Genomic DNA, 17,718 nt, shown 5'->3' on the forward strand with positions numbered 1-17,718 from the left:
CAACGTGTATAATTAATTGCTTTGGTAAGTGCTTATTTGGAAAATTCCTTCGGAATTTTCTCGCGTTCGTTTTTGTTTACTAAATTAGTTGCTGAAACACGCAACTAACCATACACAAACACGTTGTGCAACATTAAAGAACTGAACTTTCCTGAAATAGGTTGACTAAAAATTAATCACTTAATTATAGTCACTTATGAAAACACAAAATGAACACTGGCGAAAAAAAAGCTATCAAAAAGTAACTTTAGAAACCAAACTTTTAGTTGTTGACCAAATCTTAAACGGTCAAGTATCTACCAACTTCGCATCTAAAAAGTATGATGTTCCGAGAACTACCATTACCTATTGGTTGAGAAAATACAGTACCTTAGTACAACAAAACAATGGTATGAGTAAAGACAAGGAAATTAAAAAACTTAAGGAAAAGATTGAAGAACTAGAGTTTCAAAAAGACTTTCAGCAAGATATCATTGCTGATATGGAACTCATTACAGGAGTCGATATGTCAAAAAAGTCATTACCCAAAACATTAGCAAAAGAGATAGAGCTAAAGAAAAAACAGCGTATAAAAGAAAATGGCTCTATGGATGTTTTGGGATATCTAAACAAGCCTTCTACAAAAGACTCAAAGCCCAACAAAAACAAGAAATAGACCATCAAAAACTTATTAAAATGGTTAAAGACTACCGTAAAAAAGTAGGCTCCAAAACTGGTGGAATAAAACTACATACTGAACTTAAACAAGACTTTATTAACGATGATATTAAAATTGGTAGAGACAAATTCTATCGCTTTTTAAGGTATTATAATTTACTGGTTCCTAAACGCAAAAACTACATCACAACCACAAACTCTAATCACATGTACAGAAAATACAAAAATATCGTAAAAGACCACGTTCCTACTCGACCAGAACAACTATGGGTAAGTGATATAACATACATTAAAACCCAAGACGGTCATAATTATTTAGCAATCGTAACTGATGCGTATTCTAAGCAAATTATGGGCTACAAAATAGATAATCATATGAGAACATCACTTTGCACAGATGCCCTCGCTATGGCTATTAAAAATAGAAAGTATCCCAGTCATAAACTTATTCATCATTCTGACAGAGGGTTTCAATACTGTAACCCAAAATACACCGAGTTTGCTGAAAACAATGGAATTACCTTGAGTATGACCGAGCAATACGACCCTTATGAAAATGCTATTGCCGAACGCATTAATAGAACTCTTAAATATGAATACGGATTAAAACAAACCATTAAAAACACTGACCTAGCTCAAAAAATGACCGAGCAAGCTGTATATATTTATAACAATCTGAGAACGCATTTTAGCCTGGATCTAAGAAAACCTGCCGAAGTCCATTTAAATCCAAACATCAAATACAAATCCTATCGAAAAAATAATGTAAATTTACCTGAACTAACGATTTAAAAACAGACCTAGTTCAAACTATTTTTTTGCCTTATAAACGGCTGAAAAAAATCTTTTGAACGTCGAAATAATAAATAAAAAAGGTCAACCTATTTCAGTATAATACAAACAACCTCATGCTGAAAGAAATATTAACAAATCCATTTTATGCAATAATTGGAGTTTTAGCCATTTGGCAAATTTTGAATCTAATCCTTATTGGTAACTCAAAATTAACTGAAAAAACTTGGGCAAGATTAGAATATATTTGGATTATCATCGGTTTTATGGGTGTTATCTCGATTATTATTGAAAATAATAGAAACTATAAAAAAGGAGATTTAACATTTACTGAAAATTGGATAGAAAATCAATTTGAATCATTGCTGAGTTTTGCTGAGAGAGAAACTGTTTGCTTTAAATTCAATAAAAGTGATTGGATGCCAGAAGAAGAATTCAACAAACGACAGGCTGAATCTGATAGAATATGTAATTGGGTTAAAGAAGAAATCCTTCCAATTTTGGAAAAATCAAAAGAGAATGGTTTTGAAAAAATCGGAGAATATAAAAAATTAGAACTTGAGGAATTAAAAGGCAACTATACGCCTGACAGAATTACACGTGATATTAAGGAAATCAATGAGGATATTTTAGTAAGAGATAACTTAATAAATGAAATAAGGTCGAATTATTGGTTAGGCTTTCAATATTCAATTGGAGTTGTTATGTTAATTTTTGCATTTGCACTTAGATTAACCTTAGTAACGAAAAAAGTAAAACTAAAATAAAATTCGAAGGCAAAGAATAAATTGTATATCAAAACAAATGAACAAAAAAGCAGAACGATTCATTTTAAAAACAGAAAAATAATGGAATTAATAAACGCCTTAGAAAAGTTAATTGAACAACATTTAAAAGATTATTTATTCACATTGCATCACTATTCTATTTATACAATGGACAATATTATTACTGTTAGTGGCAAGAGAAAAGAAGATGACATCAGTGAATTTAATCTTTTAAGATTAGGCATAAGTGAAGAACACAGAGAGTTTCTAATTCCTAATATTTTTATACCTAAAGAGGACAGAAAAAAAGGTATTGGATTAGGATTAATTGCATTTATTTATGAAATAGCACAAAAATTAAACTTTGGATTAGCTCTTGTGCAAATGACAGATAGTTTTCGGGAAAAGATGGTCAAAAGAGGAGCTTTAGAAACTGGAATATATGATTGCCTGGAAATAGTACAGTCTACAAATCTTAAATAACGTTGCACAACAACGTGTATAACTAATTGCTAGTGTTGTGTTTACTCGGAAAATCCTGCGGATTTCCCTAATGGTTCGGTTTATTTTGTTAACTTAGTTCTTGCCAACGCAACTAGCCATAACACAAACACGTTGTGTGTAATTAAAAACAAGTAACATGAAAAAAATAATTATTTGCATTATCCTTATTTCTATTGCTGAAAACACTTTTTCTCAGCAATTAGATTTTCCTTTTTTAAATAAGCTGACAAAAATATCTATTGATGAAGTAGATGATTATATGATTAATTATTATGGTTATGAAAAAATTGAAAGCAAAAGCGAAACCAATGTAATGACTTATGGTAGATATTATAATCACGATTTAGATAATTCCATCATGATTTCCATTTCGTTCAAAGATGACAAACCGAATACGCTAGAATTATTAATAGCTAAAAATTTTGACATTCAGACGATTAAAAAGGAGTTAATAAAACGTGGCTATAAGAAGCAATCACTCATAGATTTTAAATTTGTTACTTTCAAAAAGGAAAAATCGACTGTTTTAGTCTCGATTATTCCAAATGAATTTGGAAAAAGTAAAATAAGGTTTATATCTGAATCATAAATTGATTTAGCTTTTTCTTGATTTAATACAGTTCAGATAAAAAAACTACACACAACACCGTGTATAATTCATTGCTAGTAAGTGTCTTCTTGCGAAAGTCCTAGCGGACTTTCTATCTATGATTTATTTGCTAACTTTAGTGCTTAAACACGCAACGAAATCATACACAAACACGTTGGCAATAATTATTGACTCAAATTATGAAAAGATTGTTTTTTTTATTTTTAATTCTATCAATTAGTTGTTCAAAAAGTGATGACAGTAAGGAAGGCATACCTGAATGCCAGGAAAAAATGTTTCTTGAATCTTTTATTGCCGAACCCAATGACTGTTTTATCTTTCTTGATGATCCTGTTATGACTTTTATATTTGTTAGAATTAACCCTTTCACTAAAACTGATTTCAATAATATACCTCACGCTGAAATATTCGTAAGCATATTTATAGATGACTTTACTTGGGAATTTCTTCATACAATTTATGAAGATTCTGAAATGAACGGCAATTCATTTTCAGGATTAGTTAATGGTGGAATTAACGATAATATTTATACAATTTACTTTGATGAAATTGAGTTTACTGAAACAGAAACACAATTTATTTTTCATCGAGCAACAATAAGATTGGAGAAATATGTTGAAGATTGATTAAGAAACTATTGCCAACAACGTGTATAACCAATTGCTAGGTTATAGCCTACATGGAAATTCCTAACGGAATTTCCTCTGGTTCGGTTTCTTTTGTTAACTTAGTTCTTGCCAACGCAACAAGCCATACACAAACACGTTGGCAACAAGCTACGAAATTCAGTAAATCAATAAAATTGAGAACTGAAAATGATATTTTTGTATCTTTGATAAAAAGCAAATAAAATGGATTTACAAACAAGAAAACTGGAACTTATTCAAGAGTTTTTAAAAATTCAAAGTGAAGATGTTATTTCACGACTTGAAAAAATCCTAAGAAAAGAAAATAAAAATTCAGATAACGGAAATTTTAAACCAATGACAATTGAGGAATTTAATTCTCGGATTGACAGATCTATGGAAGATTCTAAAAAAGGTCGATTAATAGAATCTAGTGAATTAAAAGCTAAGATTGATAAATGGAATTAAAATTATTTTGGACTAATTTTTCTCAAAGAGAACTAGAAAAAATTTATGAATACTATCGAGATAAAGCAGGAACTCGAATTGCTAAAAAGCTCATTAACGGAATTCATAGTGAAACTTTAAAACTCAAAAGTCAACCGAAAATTGGACAAACTGAAGACCTTTTAAAGAATAGAAAACAAGAATTTAGGTATTTAGTTTTTAAAAATTATAAAATTGTTTATTGGATTAATGATAAAGAAAACAGAGTTGAAATAAATGATGTTTTTGACACTAGGCAAAATCCGATAAAAATGGAACGGACAAAATAAAAGCCAATTGCCAACACCGTGTATATTTAATTGCTAGTCCTAGCCTACTTACGAATATTCCTGCGGAATATTCTATTCGTTTTTTATTTACTAAATTAGTTGCTAAATCACGCAACTAAGCATACACAAACACGTTGTATGCAATTCTTGAAACGATGAAAAAAATAGATATTTTTATAATAATTTGTGGACTATTTTTATTTGCTGCTTGCAAAAATGAAAAAGAAGCGAATGATGGCAAAAATGAGAGTTTTTCAGAATGGAGAGACAATAATGAAATTGATTCCATCTCATTTTACAATTCTAATGATTCGTGTAATAAAATTATTGGTAAACTTAATGTTAAATCAAGACTGCATAAAAATTTAATGGAAAAAGGAATTTTTGGAGGAGGAATGTCAAGTAGATGGCTTGAAATCAAAAAAGACTCTATAACTTATTTTGCTCCTAATGGTGAAATTGCTGATCGTGGAAAATGTAATTGTGAAAATGGAGTTCTAAAAGTTAATTGGGAAGTAAGATATAGTCGTCAAATAGAATATAAAATTCACTTTAATTCTAAAGATTTTGTTGAGTTAAGATATTACGACTATCCGTTCAGTTTTGATACTTTTGAATACGATACAACAAAAGACCCAACCAATCCAACAAAAGTAATTGGAACTATGGAGTAATTGATTAAACTGCATACAACAACGTGTATAACCAATTGCTTGGTTATCGCATACTCGGAAATTCCTAACGGAATTTCCTATTGGTTCGTTTTCTTTTGCTAACTTAGTCATAGCCAACGCAACTAGCCATACACAAAACCGTTGGCATTAATTTGAACAAAACCGAGTGAATATTAAAAACTTTAGAAATATATTGACTTTTGGAATTGGGATATTAATAATCTCATTCTCTGTTTTTCTTACGATAAAAATTGCACAAAACACTTCTGGAAATTTGACCTTAGCGATTATTTCTTTAATAATTTTCTATTCGTTAAGTTATTTATTTATTGCAACGTCATTAATCAGAATGGAATACAGAAAATCCGAAAAAGGAATTAATATTAAAATCAACAATGAGGATAAACAGCTAGTTATAAAAAATACTGGAAACGGAAAATCAGAAGTAATTAATAACGATAATGTAAAAGCTATTGAATTATATTATTCTTGGAACACAAACCCTTTCTCTTCTGACTTAGGATACTCAAAAATTATGTTAAATAACGATTCAAAAATTTTCATTACTCAAGACAAAATAAGTCAAGCCGAAATTAAAAGCTTATTTTGAAAAAAAGTTAAAAAGGAAAAAAGTCGATTTATGAATAAACTGAAATAAATAAAAAACTAATGCCAACAACGTGTATAACCAATTGCTTGGTTCTAGCCTACTTGGAAATTCCTAACAGAATTTCCTCTGGTTCGTTTTCTTTTGTTAACTTAGTTCTCGCCAACGCAACTAGCCATACACAAAACCGTTAAATGCAATTGCTCCGAAATTTGTCTTCTTTAGGTAAATTCCACTAAAATTTATACTTAGTTTTTCTCAAATAAATCACACTCACTAAACCTACAAGGTCTAATTTAAAAACATACATGAAAGGTTTTTCTTTTTGGAGATACTTAAGTCTTAAAATGGAACATTCAGAGTTTTTCACTCAAACGTCTAATCTAAATCTTATAGTTTTTTCGTGCTTACTCCTTCCCTAACACTAATATAAAAATTATACTCACTCTAATCTGAGTTTAGATAGATTTTGCTAATAATGGCAATTAGCAAGTGATTTAATAATTTGAACTCGTTGCCTGCCAACTTTATGTGCTTTGCTTTGTGTGTCGCAACAGCACATAACAACGTGTATAACCAATTGCTTTGTTTGTGCATACTCGGAAATTCCTAACGGAATTTCCTATTGGTTCGTTTTCTTTTGTTAACTTAGTTCTTGCCAACGCAACAAGCCATACACAAAACCGTTACCATTAATTTGAACCAAACAATGAAAATTACACTTTTGACAATATTATTTCTTTCAATAAATTCCGTTTTCGGACAAGATAAAGAAGTAACATTTCACGAAATTATTCCAGAGTATATTCTAGCAGTTTGGGAAAATGATGGGACATCTGACAAAGCTAAATTCAAAATAACTGAACTTGAACAAATCAAATCTTTTTTAACAGAACTAGGAAAGAGAAAAAATAAAATAACATCAAATGAATTTCTGACAAAGCCAACTACCAATACTCTTGTTGCTCACTATTTACATAAAAAACTAAAATGGAATTCCTTTAATGGACCTCACGTTGGAATTAAAAAACTGAAGAATAGTAAGGTTATTAAAAATGAACTAAAAAATTTACCAGGTAATAATGAATTATTAGCACATTACTATTTGTCAATTTTTTCAGATGTTCTGAATAAGCAAAAGCCAATGGATTTGGCCTCGACCAATATTGATTTGAAAAACCTTAATCTAAATAATGACACGGAAAAAGGAATTCTTATTTTATGTGCTATGCGTCACATTGGAGGACAAGTAAGTTCATATTCTTCCACTCGCTTTCCTGACAATTGTTTTCGTGCGAAAAAATACGTTGAAAATATGCCCAAATTTAATGATGGATTTTTCTATGAATATGAATTGTCTGAATTTGAGGATTTTAAAATAGAAGTTGACAAACGATATCCAAAAATGAGCTTTAAAGAAAGGTATTTGCCAGAATTTATAAAAGCAAAAAGCGGATATGAAAAATGTCTAGCGAACGAAAAAAACTAATGGTAACAACGTGTATAACCAATTGCTTGGTTTATGTGTACTCGGAAATTCCTAACGGAATTTCCTACTGGTTCGGTTTCTTTTACTAACTTAGTTCTTGCCAACGCAACAAGCCATACACAAACACGTTAGGCAACATTTGAAAAAACTCCTATGAAAAAAATCACAATCATTTTTTTAATTTCAGTTATCGTAACAAGTTGTAAAAAAAAAAAGGAGATTAACGTTCAATATATAACTAACAAGTTTAACGAAACAATTGAAAATATTGATAAAGTTCAATATGATGCGCAAAATGTGATGACATTTTCTGATGGTAATGTTTGGAATAACAAAGGTTTTGCAGTTCTTGAAAAAGAAACCTCTGATACGGTTTTCGGATTTTCATTTTATGGAATAAGAAACAACATTAACAAGTCATCCATTTATAAAGACGGAATTGGATTTCAAATTTCAAATAGTAAAAGAAAATTTGAACAAGAAAAAGGCGGATTACACTTTTTAGGAAATCCAGGAGGACAAATGATTTATCGTGACTTTTTTAAATTGGATTCTGTATATAAAAACGTTGTGTTTTCGGAAACAGACAGCACTTATCTTCTCACATATACATTTGAAGATGATTTAAAAAACAAAATCACAGATAAAACTAAAACTATTGAATTAAGTAAAAACAACTTCTTACCTAAAAAAGTGGTTAATTCACTTCAACCTGATTTCGGAAATAAGCAAACTGTTGAATTTATATTTGATAATTTCAAAATAAATGAAAACATTGATAAAAGTGTTAATTCGTACATTGAGGAATTAAATGAATATGAACAAATAATAGAGAAAGAACCTAAACCAAATCCTCTATTAAAAAAATCATTACCAAAATTCATATTAACCGACTTATTTGATGAGAAAAACAAAGTAAATATTGAGACCGATAAATTAACGCTAATTGATTTTTGGGAAGTTTGGTGTGGTTGGTGTATCAAGTCATTTCCAAAGGTAGAGGAAATTAAAAACAAATATGAAAACGATTTAAATGTAATCGGAATTGTTTCACAGGATATCGAAAATGCAAGAAAATTAGTAGAGAAAAAAGAGACTACTTTTTTAAATTTAATTGGGAACAAAGAACTAAATCAAACCTTTAGTGTAAATAGTTGGCCAAGATATTTTTTAGTTGACCAAAATGGAATTATCCAAGAAGAATATCACGGATTTTCCGACCAAATTGAGAAAGATATTAAAAAACTGATTAACAAATAAAAACGTTGCCTAACAACGTGTATAACCAATTGCTTGGTCTGTGTGTGCTCGTAAAATCCTATCGGATTTTCCTACTGGTTCGTTTCTTTTTGTTAACTTAGTTCTCGCCAACGCAACCAGCCATACACAAAATCGTTGTGCATAATTTGAGCTAAGCGAAATGAAACAAACATTAATACTATTTTCAGCACTATTTTTATTAATCAATTCCTGTAAAAAAGGAAATGATAAGACAAAAATTTCACCTAAAGATGGAATAGAAAAACTATTTGTTGCGGAAGATATTTTTAATCAGAAATGGGTTGATACCATTATGCCAATCAGAAATGACGCTTTTTATGAATTTAAAAGTAAAAATAAAAACTTAAAAAAATACTCTTACATTTTAGATTATAGTTCTGACCAAAATCAGATTTATGGGAAAATGGAATCAAATACTTATATTTTTGACAATATTGATTTGGTGCTTATTGACAAATTAATCGCAGAAAACAATAAAACGAATCTGAATGGAATAGAATATTTGATAGAAGAAACAGATGAATTTAACTTACCTTTTGAAACGTGTAAATCATTTGCTCTCCTCAACCCAAACAACAGAGATTTTAAAGGATTTACGATTAATTATATTAAAGGAAACAAACTAATTCAAACAAAAATTTTATTTAATAAATTTTTCCCAATCGATTGGGATATTGCTGTGAATAAACTGAATGAATTATAAAATTATTGGTTTAGATTATGTTTGAGAAGTTTATAAAATTGTTATTAAAAGGAATAATATCAATAATCGTTTTTACAATATACCTTTTCACATTACTTTATCCATTTTACAACTTATTAGTACCAGATTATATTAGTTCTGATAATATAATTGTCATTGGAGTTATTGCTACTGTTTTTTTATATTATTTAACAATCGATTCAATTATTAAGTTTTTAAAACAAATATGGTATTGAAAGGATGGTAAAAAAAACTATGCACAACAACGTGTATAACCAATTGCTTGGTTTGTGTGTACTCGGAAATTCCTATCGGAATTTCCTATTGGTTCGGTTTCTTTTGTTAACTTAGTTCCTACCAACGCAACAAGCCATACACAAACACGTTGGCAGTAATTAAAGGAAACAGAAACCAAAATGAATAGAACATTTAGGAAAGGAGCTATTGGAGCTTTAACAGACGAATACGAAAAAGCTCTGAACGAATTAAAAGCCTTGCTCTTACAAGTTCCTGACGCTGAATTTCAAAAAGTATATAATGAAAAAACTGCGGTTGACTTTCAATCAGTAAGGAATATAGTTTTGCATATGATTAATTCAGGATATGGTTATGCGAATTATATTAGAAAAAGGTTTGGAAATAATTATGTTGTTCTAAAAATAGAAATTGAAACAACTGAACAAGGAATAACTGAACTTGAAAAAATGTTTGAATACACTGTTGAAACTTTTGAAAACAAATGGCATTTGACATATCGCGAATTAATGAATACTATAATCAAAACTTCTTGGACAACTTACGATTTAGAAGCGATTATTGAACATGCAATAGTTCATATTTTAAGGCACAGACTTCAAATTGAGAAAATGATAATTAAAAACGAAATTTTATAAAGTATCTAGAACTAAAAACTACAGCCAACAACTTGTATAACCAATTGCTAGTTTGTGTGTACTCGGAAATTCCTATCGGAATTTCCTACTGGTTCGGTTTCTTTTGCTAACTTAGTTCTCGCCAACGCAACCAGCCATACACAAAACCGTTGTGCGTCAGCTTAAACAAAACATCCGAACTCAATAAAATAAAAATTATGAAACAAATCTTAACATTTATTATTCTTTTAAGTCTTATTCATTTTACCTATGGACAAGATATAGCATCTACAAATAGTGGAGCAAACTCCAATAATAACTTAATTTATTCGATTGGAGAAGTATTTGTAATTCCAGAAAATCAAGATGAATTAAGTTCTGGAATCATTGGTGTCATTTCAAAAATAGAGTTTACTTCTCTTGGAATTAATGAAATTGAGGTCTCAGAAAATTTACAGTTTTATCCAAATCCAACTTCTAATTTCCTTTTTCTTGAATTAGAAAACAAAACAATTAATGAGATTTATATATATGACTTAAATGGTAGATTTATAGGAAATAAAAAAATCATCAATCAAAAGGTTAGTTTAGAGGAGTTACAAACAGGCACATATATTATTAAAACAGACAATCAAAATATTCAGTCATTTAAAATTATAAAAAAATAACATTATGAAAAATTATTTTACAATCACATTCTTAATAGTATCACTATTTACATTTGCTCAATCTCCACAAGGTATTAGTTATCAAGCAGTAGCCTTTGACACGAACGGAAACCCTGTTGTGAATGGTAATATAGGGATACGCATCAGTATTTTAGATAATTCTGCAACTGGTACGTTAGTGTACGAGGAATCACATATAAAAACAACAAATTCTCAAGGTTTGTTTAATTTAAATATTGGTCAAGGAACATCAAATAGTGGAAGTTTTTCTGAAATAAATTGGGGAATTAATTCCAAGTTTTTAAAAGTTGAAGTGGATCCTAATGGTGGCACAAATTATAGTATTATAGGTACGAATCAATTAATGAGTGTTCCATATGCTTTATATTCAGAAAGCGTTAACATTTCCAGCCTTCCTCAATCTATAAAAGCAAAAAGCAATACTAGTGAGATCATTGTAGTATATACAGACACAAATGCATATGGTTTTTATGGAGATGGTAACTGGTCATCTACAGCTTTAAATGGAAATCCAATTGGAGCTATTGCTACAGATAATACAATAGTTGTATATACAGATACAAATGCATACGGCTTTTATGGAAGTGGTAACTGGTCATCAACATCCTTAAATGGAAACCCAATTAATGCTGTAGCTTCTAATGAGACTATTGCTGTATATACAGACACTAATGCATACGGCTTCTATGGAAGTGGAAACTGGTCATCAACATCCTTAAATGGAAACCCAATTAATGCTGTAGCTTCTAATGAGACTATTGCTGTATACACAGATACAAATGCATATGGTTTTTATGGAAGTGGTAACTGGTCACCTACATCCTTAAATGGAAATCCTATTGGTGCAGTGTCTTCGATGAATACTATTGCAATATATACTGATTCAAACGCATATGGTTTTTATGGAAGTGGTAACTGGTCATCTACATCTTTAAACGGAAATCCAATTAATGGAATTAGTAAATAGCCGAACGCACAACAACGTGTATAACCAATTGCTTGGTTCTAGCCTACTTGGAAATTCCTAACGGAATTTCCTCTGGTTCGGTTTCTTTTGCTAACTTAGTCCTTGCCAACGCAACTAGCCATACACAAAACCGTTGGCAAACATTTGATGAACAGCATAGAATTTAATAAATATTGGGATTTAAATTATCCTGAATCGAATCAAATCGGACACGAATTAAAAAGTGTTTATCCGAAAAGATGGCTACGAATTCATAGTTTACCCGAATCGAAAAGATATGCGGAATCGGAAGATGAATATCAGATAATACTGAATAGACAAAACAAACTGATTTCTGAACTAATTGGAGAGAATACGGAAATAATAATTGTGTCTGGACAATACGAAACGAAATTGACCGACAAAATCTCAACCGAATTATCTGAATACGGAGAATTTAAAAAAAGCAGAACGATTGAACTTCATAAAACTTATCCGGAAGAATATGAAGATGATTTTTTTTATGATGTTTATTTCAAACCTGATACTTGGATAATTAATTCTCAAAACAGACTGTTGAAAAATATTGCGGATGATGAATTTCGAGCAATGTTCGTTTGTCCGAAAAGGAATTGTATTGTATCACCTTATGATGGTGGAATGGACATAATAGTTGATACTCAAGAAAAAAGAGACAAATTAAAAACTAAATATAAAGATTGGCTTTCAGAACGAGAAGATGGAATGTAGCGGAAATAAAAAACGATTTGCCAACACCGTGTATAATTCATTGCTAGGTTCTCGCCTACTTGGAAATTCCTTCGGAATTTCCTCTGGTTCGTTTTAGTTTACTAATTTAGTTGCTGAAACACGCAACGAAATCATACACAAACACGTTAGCTTTAATGCAAGAGCAAGTTTGTGGAATCGAAGCTCGAAAAAGAATTTAATGGAGAATAAAATGAAAATTATCAGAACTTGGAAAGGTTGGACGACAATAGAAAATGCACCTATTTACGAAGATATGCTTATTAATGAAGTATTCCCAACTGTGAAAAAGAATGGAGTTGATGGCTTAGAAAAGGTTAGCATATCTACACAGAATAGAAAAACTGAGGTTGAATTCTTTTTAACTCTTCAATTCGATTCTATCGATTCAGTGAAAAAGTTTGCTGGTGAAAATTATGAAATCGCATATATTCCTGAAAATGCAAAACGTATATTGTTGAGATATGATAAAACTGCACAACATTATGAGTTTAAAAAAGAGTTAATCTTGTAATAATCAAAAAATGGAATTTAACTAATTGTGGAATTTTAAGCTGGTTTGCGGAATTAGATAATGAACAAATAATAGAACGGACAAAAAAGCACTAAAAGCTAACAACGTGTATAATTAATTACTGCGGAATTTCCCAAACGGAAATTCACAATAATTAATTAACTTAGCTGCTAATCGGAAAATGACTTACGCCATTTTCCGTAACTAATCATACACAAAACCGTTACCTGTAATTTATGAGAATCATTCTATTTATCATTTTATCTTTAGCGACTATCAGTTGTAAGTCACAAAAAAAGCAATTTAACGAAAGAATAAATGTTTTATTTATTGGAAATAGTCTAACTGAATATAATGGAATGACTCAAACATTAAGAAACATGCTTGTGGAAACTACTCCATTCATAAATATTGAAAAAATCACTTTTCCTGGAATGTCATTATCAGCGCATTTAACAGATATGATTACTTCTTGGACAGAAAACGGAATTAGCACTAGAAAAAAAACAGCTGAAGAAACTACTGTAACTGAAAAAAAAATTCTTGAAAAAAAGTGGGATATTATAATTTTTCAAACAGGAACTGTGAGTGTTTTAATTCCAGAAAATCGAGATTTAAAAGTGAATAAAGCTATTACAGATATTAAAAAATTAGTTTCTAATTCAAATTGCAAATTTATACTTTTTAATACTTGGCCATCAAAAAAAGGATACCCAAAGGAATACTGTTATTCAGGTAGATCGATTGAAAAAGACTTAGAAGATTACGACTATTGTTCACCAATTATTAAGAACTTAGAACAAAAAATTAAACTGATAAACGAATCTTACGAAATTTTAGCTAATAAAAATAAAATATTAAGATCCAATAATGGAACTAAATTTTATGAAATATTAACGAAATATCCTGAAGTGGAACTTTATGAAGATGAAATTCATTCTAATAAATATGGCGCTTTTTTAAATGCTTGTATTTTTTATAAAATATTAACTAACAACAAAGCATCAAGTATAAAATATAACGGTGAAATTGAACCTAAAACAGCAAAATTATTAAAACGAATTGCGGATTGAAAAAACTACAGGTAACAACGTGTATATCCAATTGCTCTGTTTGTGCGTACTCGGAAATTCCTATCGGAATTTCCTATTGGTTCGGTTTCTTTTGTTAACTTAGTTCTCGCCAACGCAACTAGCCATACACAAACACGTTGTAGTGCATTTTGAGAAATGGAAAGTAAAAAACGAACTTCATATACAATTTTTATAGGATTAGTAATTGTTTTAGGAATACTCTTTTCTTGGAATTATTCAACCTTTTATGGACTTAAAACAAATACTAAATATACGTATGGCAAAATAGTTGCGAATTGGAAAGAAGGAAAAAGAGATTACGATTATTCCAGATACGAATATCAAGTTAACGGAATTAAGTTTCATGGCAAACAAGGAGATAAATATCCTATAGATAAAATGGTTGTTATTGTTTATGACAGTGAAAATCCAAAATATAGCATGATAGCGGAATACCCTTTAGAATTGGTAAATAAAAAAAATGACACATTAATGATTCAAGAAAAATTTGTAGATTATAGTTGGTGGAATTATTTACCTGTTGAAAATGTTTCTGACATTTGGAATGAATAAAAACGCTTTTAATCATTAACCTTAATGGATTTATCAAAACATTGTAATTTATGTGACAATCAAAAAGTTGACTTTAAAAAAGGTACAACTTGTGCATTAACAAATAGAAAACCAGAATTCAATAATACTTGTGCAAAAATTGAATTAAATGAAAAGTTTGAGGGTAAAGTGAAAGAAGTAAATATTCGTTATCAAAAAGCTAATAGAGCTAAAGCTGTTACATATTCCTATTTCATAATATTTGCGATTATTGGGATTTCTGTAATGGTTGGTGGATTTCTTTTAGGCAAATATATTTTTGAAGGTGGAGTAATTTCTGCAATACCTATTATAATAATGGCTGCAGGTCTTGGGCCAATTGGAATGGCTTTTGGTGCTTTAAATAATCATCGTAATGAATTGAAAATAGCAAAAAGTCAAAAGGATATGGTAGATGATGTTTTAAATTTATACAGAATCAACTATGATATTAATATTAAGTTTGGAAAAGAATATCATGGAGATCAAGATGTATATGTTGATTTACAAACTAAAGGTGTTAGATAAAACGACACTACAACAACGTGTATAACCAATTGCTCAGTTTGTGTGTACTCGGAAATTCCTATCGGAATTTCCTATTGGTTCGGTTTCTTTTGCTAACTTAGTTCTCGCCAACGCAACAAGCCATACACAAACACGTTGTACACAATTTAACATGTGAACTTTCCTGAAATAGGTTGACTAAAAATTAATCACTTAATTATAGTCACTTATGAAAACACAAAATGAACACTGGCGAAAAAAAAGCTATCAAAAAGTAACTTTAGAAACCAAACTTTTAGTTGTTGACCAAATCTTAAACGGTCAAGTATCTACCAACTTCGCATCTAAAAAGTATGATGTTCCGAGAACTACCATTACCTATTGGTTGAGAAAATACAGTACCTTAGTACAACAAAACAATGGTATGAGTAAAGACAAGGAAATTAAAAAACTTAAGGAAAAGATTGAAGAACTAGAGTTTCAAAAAGACTTTCAGCAAGATATCATTGCTGATATGGAACTCATTACAGGAGTCGATATGTCAAAAAAGTCATTACCCAAAACATTAGCAAAAGAGATAGAGCTAAAGAAAAAACAGCGTATAAAAGAAAATGGCTCTATGGATGTTTTGGGATATCTAAACAAGCCTTCTACAAAAGACTCAAAGCCCAACAAAAACAAGAAATAGACCATCAAAAACTTATTAAAATGGTTAAAGACTACCGTAAAAAAGTAGGCTCCAAAACTGGTGGAATAAAACTACATACTGAACTTAAACAAGACTTTATTAACGATGATATTAAAATTGGTAGAGACAAATTCTATCGCTTTTTAAGGTATTATAATTTACTGGTTCCTAAACGCAAAAACTACATCACAACCACAAACTCTAATCACATGTACAGAAAATACAAAAATATCGTAAAAGACCACGTTCCTACTCGACCAGAACAACTATGGGTAAGTGATATAACATACATTAAAACCCAAGACGGTCATAATTATTTAGCAATCGTAACTGATGCGTATTCTAAGCAAATTATGGGCTACAAAATAGATAATCATATGAGAACATCACTTTGCACAGATGCCCTCGCTATGGCTATTAAAAATAGAAAGTATCCCAGTCATAAACTTATTCATCATTCTGACAGAGGGTTTCAATACTGTAACCCAAAATACACCGAGTTTGCTGAAAACAATGGAATTACCTTGAGTATGACCGAGCAATACGACCCTTATGAAAATGCTATTGCCGAACGCATTAATAGAACTCTTAAATATGAATACGGATTAAAACAAACCATTAAAAACACTGACCTAGCTCAAAAAATGACCGAGCAAGCTGTATATATTTATAACAATCTGAGAACGCATTTTAGCCTGGATCTAAGAAAACCTGCCGAAGTCCATTTAAATCCAAACATCAAATACAAATCCTATCGAAAAAATAATGTAAATTTACCTGAACTAACGATTTAAAAACAGACCTAGTTCAAACTATTTTTTTGCCTTATAAACGGCTGAAAAAAATCTTTTGAACGTCGAAATAATAAATAAAAAAGGTCAACCTATTTCAGTATAATACAATGAACTAGAAAACTAATGACACAAGCTGAATATTCTGATGACACAAAATATTATGAAATTGGTGAAAAAAAATTAAAGTCTGAATATTTATTGCACTATCATTCAAGACCAAATTGGACTGCTATACCAAGAGTAATTGATATCTTCATCGATAAAAATTATTGCTTTGAAGTTAAACTGTTTTGGTACAAATTCCCTGCAAAAAAAAGATTGTTTTCATTCTATCAAAGCAACTTATTACCAGAAAATATTATTCAAATTATTGAGGATTTTAAATCTATTGAAAAGGTAAACTTAAAAACACTTTATACGAGTAAAAAAGAAAAGTATAGTCCTGAAGGAATTTCTGAGGACTTATATCGTTTTAACCATTCTTCAAATTCTTTTTCAATAAGTATGAGTTCACATTGGACTGATGAAAAATTATTTAAATCGCCAGAAGAGATCTTATTTCTTAAATTACATAAAATTCTTGATAATTGGAAAGACAGTTTATATGAAGGTATTATAAGTTTACATAAATAAAACTGTGTACAACAACGTGTATAACCAATTGCTTGGTTTGTGTGTACTCGGAAATTCCTATCGGAATTTCCTACTGGTTCGTTTTCTTTTGTTAACTTAGTTCTCGCCAACGCAACAAGCCATACACAAACACGTTAGCAAACATGCAAATCGAAAA

24 protein-coding genes are annotated in these 17,718 nt (G+C 30.0%); all 24 read left to right on the forward strand.

Going from position 1 to position 17,718, the window contains the following annotated elements; translation table 11 throughout:
• Positions 1 to 196: 196 nt before the first annotated feature.
• The 24 genes from MUN68_RS09155 (at position 197) to MUN68_RS09270 (ending at position 17,561) form a co-directional block, all read left to right on the forward strand.
• On the forward strand, positions 197 to 655 hold the full coding sequence (locus tag MUN68_RS09155; RefSeq protein ID WP_249997589.1) for a helix-turn-helix domain-containing protein: 459 nt from the start codon (positions 197 to 199) through the stop codon (positions 653 to 655).
• Positions 601 to 1,449, forward strand: coding sequence for an IS3 family transposase (locus tag MUN68_RS09160; protein ID WP_249997590.1), 849 nt, complete (start codon positions 601 to 603; stop codon positions 1,447 to 1,449). The genes MUN68_RS09155 and MUN68_RS09160 overlap by 55 nt, the downstream gene beginning before the upstream one ends.
• Positions 1,450 to 1,565: 116 nt before the next feature.
• A complete protein-coding gene (locus MUN68_RS09165) occupies positions 1,566 to 2,216 on the forward strand; it encodes a hypothetical protein (protein ID WP_249997342.1) in 651 nt (216 codons plus the stop codon).
• Positions 2,217 to 2,297: 81 nt separating this feature from the next.
• The gene (locus tag MUN68_RS09170) at positions 2,298 to 2,699 is read left to right on the forward strand and encodes a hypothetical protein (RefSeq protein WP_249997341.1); all 402 of its coding nucleotides are present in this window, start codon (positions 2,298 to 2,300) and stop codon (positions 2,697 to 2,699) included.
• Positions 2,700 to 2,856: 157 nt separating this feature from the next.
• Positions 2,857 to 3,309 carry a hypothetical protein gene (locus MUN68_RS09175; protein ID WP_249997340.1) on the forward strand — a complete coding sequence of 151 codons (453 nt, stop codon included), beginning with the start codon at positions 2,857 to 2,859 and terminating at the stop codon, positions 3,307 to 3,309.
• A gap of 200 nt (positions 3,310 to 3,509) precedes the next feature.
• On the forward strand, positions 3,510 to 3,956 hold the full coding sequence (locus MUN68_RS09180) for a hypothetical protein (RefSeq protein WP_272792356.1): 447 nt from the start codon (positions 3,510 to 3,512) through the stop codon (positions 3,954 to 3,956).
• 225 nt (positions 3,957 to 4,181) lie between these two features.
• Positions 4,182 to 4,424: a hypothetical protein gene (locus tag MUN68_RS09185; RefSeq protein WP_249997339.1), complete on the forward strand. Its 243-nt coding sequence runs from the start codon at positions 4,182 to 4,184 to the stop codon at positions 4,422 to 4,424.
• Entirely contained in the window at positions 4,415 to 4,732 is a 318-nt protein-coding gene (locus MUN68_RS09190; RefSeq protein ID WP_249997338.1) for a type II toxin-antitoxin system RelE/ParE family toxin, read from the forward strand. The genes MUN68_RS09185 and MUN68_RS09190 overlap by 10 nt, the downstream gene beginning before the upstream one ends.
• Before the next feature lie 155 nt (positions 4,733 to 4,887).
• Positions 4,888 to 5,406, forward strand: coding sequence for a hypothetical protein (locus MUN68_RS09195; RefSeq protein ID WP_249997337.1), 519 nt, complete (start codon positions 4,888 to 4,890; stop codon positions 5,404 to 5,406).
• Positions 5,407 to 5,572: 166 nt separating this feature from the next.
• Positions 5,573 to 6,016: a hypothetical protein gene (locus tag MUN68_RS09200; protein ID WP_249997336.1), complete on the forward strand. Its 444-nt coding sequence runs from the start codon at positions 5,573 to 5,575 to the stop codon at positions 6,014 to 6,016.
• Between the two features lie 706 nt (positions 6,017 to 6,722).
• Positions 6,723 to 7,502, forward strand: a complete 780-nt coding sequence (locus MUN68_RS09205; RefSeq protein WP_249997335.1) for a hypothetical protein — start codon at positions 6,723 to 6,725, stop codon at positions 7,500 to 7,502.
• 153 nt (positions 7,503 to 7,655) lie between these two features.
• The gene (locus MUN68_RS09210; RefSeq protein ID WP_249997334.1) at positions 7,656 to 8,762 is read left to right on the forward strand and encodes a TlpA family protein disulfide reductase; all 1,107 of its coding nucleotides are present in this window, start codon (positions 7,656 to 7,658) and stop codon (positions 8,760 to 8,762) included.
• Between the two features lie 160 nt (positions 8,763 to 8,922).
• Positions 8,923 to 9,486, forward strand: a complete 564-nt coding sequence (locus MUN68_RS09215; protein WP_249997333.1) for a hypothetical protein — start codon at positions 8,923 to 8,925, stop codon at positions 9,484 to 9,486.
• A gap of 416 nt (positions 9,487 to 9,902) precedes the next feature.
• Positions 9,903 to 10,379 carry a DinB family protein gene (locus MUN68_RS09220; RefSeq protein WP_249997332.1) on the forward strand — a complete coding sequence of 159 codons (477 nt, stop codon included), beginning with the start codon at positions 9,903 to 9,905 and terminating at the stop codon, positions 10,377 to 10,379.
• A 197-nt stretch (positions 10,380 to 10,576) separates the two neighbouring features.
• Entirely contained in the window at positions 10,577 to 11,026 is a 450-nt protein-coding gene (locus tag MUN68_RS09225) for a T9SS type A sorting domain-containing protein (protein WP_249997331.1), read from the forward strand.
• Between the two features lie 4 nt (positions 11,027 to 11,030).
• Positions 11,031 to 12,014: a hypothetical protein gene (locus MUN68_RS09230; protein WP_249997330.1), complete on the forward strand. Its 984-nt coding sequence runs from the start codon at positions 11,031 to 11,033 to the stop codon at positions 12,012 to 12,014.
• Positions 12,015 to 12,161: 147 nt separating this feature from the next.
• A complete protein-coding gene (locus tag MUN68_RS09235) occupies positions 12,162 to 12,743 on the forward strand; it encodes a DUF3885 domain-containing protein (RefSeq protein WP_249997329.1) in 582 nt (193 codons plus the stop codon).
• Positions 12,744 to 12,954: 211 nt separating this feature from the next.
• Complete coding sequence (locus MUN68_RS09240) at positions 12,955 to 13,275, forward strand: antibiotic biosynthesis monooxygenase (RefSeq protein ID WP_249997328.1); 321 nt, start codon at positions 12,955 to 12,957, stop codon at positions 13,273 to 13,275.
• A 236-nt stretch (positions 13,276 to 13,511) separates the two neighbouring features.
• The gene (locus tag MUN68_RS09245; protein WP_272792357.1) at positions 13,512 to 14,348 is read left to right on the forward strand and encodes a DUF4886 domain-containing protein; all 837 of its coding nucleotides are present in this window, start codon (positions 13,512 to 13,514) and stop codon (positions 14,346 to 14,348) included.
• Positions 14,349 to 14,504: 156 nt separating this feature from the next.
• On the forward strand, positions 14,505 to 14,921 hold the full coding sequence (locus MUN68_RS09250; protein ID WP_249997601.1) for a hypothetical protein: 417 nt from the start codon (positions 14,505 to 14,507) through the stop codon (positions 14,919 to 14,921).
• A gap of 24 nt (positions 14,922 to 14,945) precedes the next feature.
• Positions 14,946 to 15,467, forward strand: coding sequence for a hypothetical protein (locus tag MUN68_RS09255; protein ID WP_249997603.1), 522 nt, complete (start codon positions 14,946 to 14,948; stop codon positions 15,465 to 15,467).
• Positions 15,468 to 15,675: 208 nt separating this feature from the next.
• Positions 15,676 to 16,134: a helix-turn-helix domain-containing protein gene (locus MUN68_RS09260; protein WP_249997589.1), complete on the forward strand. Its 459-nt coding sequence runs from the start codon at positions 15,676 to 15,678 to the stop codon at positions 16,132 to 16,134.
• Positions 16,080 to 16,928: an IS3 family transposase gene (locus tag MUN68_RS09265; RefSeq protein WP_249997590.1), complete on the forward strand. Its 849-nt coding sequence runs from the start codon at positions 16,080 to 16,082 to the stop codon at positions 16,926 to 16,928. Before MUN68_RS09260 ends, MUN68_RS09265 begins: the two co-directional genes overlap by 55 nt.
• 123 nt (positions 16,929 to 17,051) lie before the next feature.
• Positions 17,052 to 17,561 carry a hypothetical protein gene (locus MUN68_RS09270; RefSeq protein WP_249997406.1) on the forward strand — a complete coding sequence of 170 codons (510 nt, stop codon included), beginning with the start codon at positions 17,052 to 17,054 and terminating at the stop codon, positions 17,559 to 17,561.
• Positions 17,562 to 17,718: the final 157 nt, after the last annotated feature.

This window comes from Psychroserpens ponticola (genome assembly GCF_023556315.2).
GTDB classification, from domain to species: Bacteria; Bacteroidota; Bacteroidia; order Flavobacteriales; family Flavobacteriaceae; genus Psychroserpens; species Psychroserpens ponticola.

Excerpts from the sequence above, each read along its gene's own strand:
- MUN68_RS09235 (WP_249997329.1), top strand. The coding sequence starts at position 12,162 with ATGAACAGCATAGAATTTAATAAATATTGGGATTTAAATTATCCTGAA.
- MUN68_RS09225 (WP_249997331.1), top strand. The coding sequence starts at position 10,577 with ATGAAACAAATCTTAACATTTATTATTCTTTTAAGTCTTATTCATTTT.
- MUN68_RS09185 (WP_249997339.1), top strand. The coding sequence starts at position 4,182 with ATGGATTTACAAACAAGAAAACTGGAACTTATTCAAGAGTTTTTAAAA.
- MUN68_RS09240 (WP_249997328.1), top strand. The coding sequence starts at position 12,955 with ATGAAAATTATCAGAACTTGGAAAGGTTGGACGACAATAGAAAATGCA.
- MUN68_RS09175 (WP_249997340.1), top strand. The coding sequence starts at position 2,857 with ATGAAAAAAATAATTATTTGCATTATCCTTATTTCTATTGCTGAAAAC.
- MUN68_RS09170 (WP_249997341.1), top strand. The coding sequence starts at position 2,298 with ATGGAATTAATAAACGCCTTAGAAAAGTTAATTGAACAACATTTAAAA.
- MUN68_RS09270 (WP_249997406.1), top strand. The coding sequence starts at position 17,052 with ATGACACAAGCTGAATATTCTGATGACACAAAATATTATGAAATTGGT.
- MUN68_RS09180 (WP_272792356.1), top strand. The coding sequence starts at position 3,510 with ATGAAAAGATTGTTTTTTTTATTTTTAATTCTATCAATTAGTTGTTCA.
- MUN68_RS09230 (WP_249997330.1), top strand. The coding sequence starts at position 11,031 with ATGAAAAATTATTTTACAATCACATTCTTAATAGTATCACTATTTACA.
- MUN68_RS09260 (WP_249997589.1), top strand. The coding sequence starts at position 15,676 with ATGAAAACACAAAATGAACACTGGCGAAAAAAAAGCTATCAAAAAGTA.
- MUN68_RS09195 (WP_249997337.1), top strand. The coding sequence starts at position 4,888 with ATGAAAAAAATAGATATTTTTATAATAATTTGTGGACTATTTTTATTT.
- MUN68_RS09250 (WP_249997601.1), top strand. The coding sequence starts at position 14,505 with ATGGAAAGTAAAAAACGAACTTCATATACAATTTTTATAGGATTAGTA.
- MUN68_RS09155 (WP_249997589.1), top strand. The coding sequence starts at position 197 with ATGAAAACACAAAATGAACACTGGCGAAAAAAAAGCTATCAAAAAGTA.
- MUN68_RS09215 (WP_249997333.1), top strand. The coding sequence starts at position 8,923 with ATGAAACAAACATTAATACTATTTTCAGCACTATTTTTATTAATCAAT.
- MUN68_RS09205 (WP_249997335.1), top strand. The coding sequence starts at position 6,723 with ATGAAAATTACACTTTTGACAATATTATTTCTTTCAATAAATTCCGTT.
- MUN68_RS09245 (WP_272792357.1), top strand. The coding sequence starts at position 13,512 with ATGAGAATCATTCTATTTATCATTTTATCTTTAGCGACTATCAGTTGT.
- MUN68_RS09220 (WP_249997332.1), top strand. The coding sequence starts at position 9,903 with ATGAATAGAACATTTAGGAAAGGAGCTATTGGAGCTTTAACAGACGAA.
- MUN68_RS09190 (WP_249997338.1), top strand. The coding sequence starts at position 4,415 with ATGGAATTAAAATTATTTTGGACTAATTTTTCTCAAAGAGAACTAGAA.
- MUN68_RS09255 (WP_249997603.1), top strand. The coding sequence starts at position 14,946 with ATGGATTTATCAAAACATTGTAATTTATGTGACAATCAAAAAGTTGAC.
- MUN68_RS09165 (WP_249997342.1), top strand. The coding sequence starts at position 1,566 with ATGCTGAAAGAAATATTAACAAATCCATTTTATGCAATAATTGGAGTT.
- MUN68_RS09210 (WP_249997334.1), top strand. The coding sequence starts at position 7,656 with ATGAAAAAAATCACAATCATTTTTTTAATTTCAGTTATCGTAACAAGT.